This is a genomic window from Acinetobacter sp. UBA5934 (assembly GCF_002430855.1).
In the GTDB taxonomy this organism is placed as follows: domain Bacteria; phylum Pseudomonadota; class Gammaproteobacteria; order Pseudomonadales; family Moraxellaceae; genus Acinetobacter.
On the sequence record NZ_DJDC01000062.1, the window covers coordinates 1 to 2,123 of the forward strand.

At 41.3% G+C, this 2,123-nt stretch carries 2 protein-coding genes; one reads left to right on the forward strand and one right to left on the reverse strand.

Features of this window, described 5'->3' with window-relative positions; genetic code table 11:
- Positions 1-168 precede the first annotated feature (168 nt).
- Positions 169-975: a cytochrome C assembly family protein gene (locus B2Y23_RS04175; protein WP_291369204.1), complete on the reverse strand. Its 807-nt coding sequence runs from the start codon at positions 973-975 to the stop codon at positions 169-171.
- A 138-nt stretch (positions 976-1,113) separates the two neighbouring features.
- Here B2Y23_RS04175 and B2Y23_RS04180 point away from each other — a divergent pair.
- Positions 1,114-2,123, forward strand: a 1,010-nt coding sequence (locus tag B2Y23_RS04180; protein WP_291369206.1) for a signal recognition particle protein, incomplete at its 3' end; no start/stop codon positions are given.

Sequence of the window (2,123 nt, forward strand, 5' to 3'; positions counted from 1 at the left end):
CAACTTTTTTCAAAGTAGGCTTTTTAAGTAAACATATTTCATTTTTTACTTAAAAAGCCTACTTTGAAAAAAGTTGGCTTTTGAAAATTTTCATGATTCTTTATATTCCGCACTTAATATTTAATTATTGTTCCACGTTTTAAATTAGACAAAGTGAACAAAAAAGCCCTATTTCCCCAAAATCATTTCTAGTACAAACTTGGAACCAATAAAACCCACTGCCAGTAAGAAGAAACCAATCAAGGTAAAGCGAATGGCTTTTTGACCACGCCAGCCAAACTGGTAATGACCAATCAGTAGCGAGCCATAAACAAACCAGGAAATAATACTAAACGCCGTTTTATGCGCTAAGTGCTGAGCAAAGAAATTTTCAATGGTAAAGAAGCCAAAAACAAGTGCTAAAGTCAGCAAGATAAAACCGGTAATGATTAAATCAAACAGCAACGATTCCATAGCCTGAAACGAAGGCAATAAATTGACCCACAGTCTTTTTGTTTTATTCTTTAATTCACGGTTCTGAAACCACAAAATCACGGCTTGAATGGTGGCCATCAACAAAACCGCATAGGCAGATAAAGACAAAATAATGTGAATGTCTAAACCCAAAGAATGCTGTTCAATCACCTGATTGGGTTTACTTAAGGCAAAACCTAAAATCAGGCCGATAGCGGCAACCGGTATGCCAAGTAAATTCAATGCCAAAATTGGGCGGAAGGTACTAAACAGTAAGCTCAGAAACAACATCAAGCCTGAAGTAAATGACATCAGCACAAAAACATCATAATTGATGCCGGAAGGTGTCAGCATATCATTACACAGCACACCGCCATGCAACAATAGTCCTAAACCGAGTACAAGTCCTAAGAACCAATGGTTGGGATCACGTTTTGACATTAAGTGGATAAACAGATACCAGAAAGATGTGGTATAAGCGATTAATGCTAAGATCGTGTAAACCAAGGGCAGGCTAATCATGTCAAACCTTTTTCAGGATGATGAATATTCATTTATATAAATTCGATGCGAACTACAGTATCCTATAGCATCTTATGCATAAATTTTCTATTTTAAGAAACAATTTTTTGCTCATGGCTATTTTAAGCGGATTTTGCAATGTTTGATACCTTAACAGAACGACTCACGCAGAGTTTAAGAAATGTTACTGGCTCAGGGCAGCTAACCGAAGACAATATTAAAGATACGTTACGTGAAGTGCGTATGGCACTTCTTGAAGCCGATGTGGCGTTACCTGTAACTCGTGAGTTCATCGCGAAAGTTAAGGAAGAGGCATTGGGCCAAGAAGTGATGACTCAGTTATCACCGGGCCAGGCGTTCGTCAAAATTGTACATGACGAACTGACCAAAATGATGGGTGAGGCCAATGAAAGCCTTGACCTTGCAGCCAAACCCCCTGTGGTTGTACTGCTTGCAGGTTTGCAAGGTGCCGGTAAAACCACCACGGCGGCAAAACTTGCACGCTTCTTGCAAGAACGTCAAAAGAAAAAAGTGGCGATGGTGTCTGCCGACGTATACCGTCCAGCAGCAATCAAACAGCTTCAGACTGTTGCAGGTGAAGTTGGCGCGATCTTCTTTGAATCGAATGCCAATGAAAAACCAATTGATATTGCTAACCGTGCCATTGAACAGGCAAAAATCCAGTTTGCTGATGTTTTAATTGTCGATACTGCAGGTCGTTTACATGTCGATGATGACATGATGGACGAGATTAAAGAGCTGCATGCTGCAATTAAGCCAACTGAAACCCTGTTCGTAGTCGATGCAATGACCGGTCAGGATGCGGCGAATACAGCCAAAGCCTTTAATGATGCCTTACCGTTAACCGGTGTGATCCTGACCAAAACGGATGGTGATGCACGCGGTGGTGCGGCGCTTTCAGTTCGTGCAATTACCGGCAAGCCCATCAAGTTCCTGGGTATGGGTGAAAAGCTTGATGCGCTTGAGCCATTCCATCCTGAGCGTATCGCACAGCGTATCTTGGGTATGGGTGACGTACTTTCTTTGGTCGAAGAACTAGAACGTAAAGTTGACAAAGAAAAAGCCGAAAAAATGGCGAAAAAATTGCAGAAAGGCGGTAGCTTCAACTTTGAAGATATGCTGATGCA

Coding starts and splice junctions, on each gene's coding strand:
- B2Y23_RS04175 (WP_291369204.1), bottom strand. CDS start 975: ATGATTAGCCTGCCCTTGGTTTACACGATCTTAGCATTAATCGCTTAT.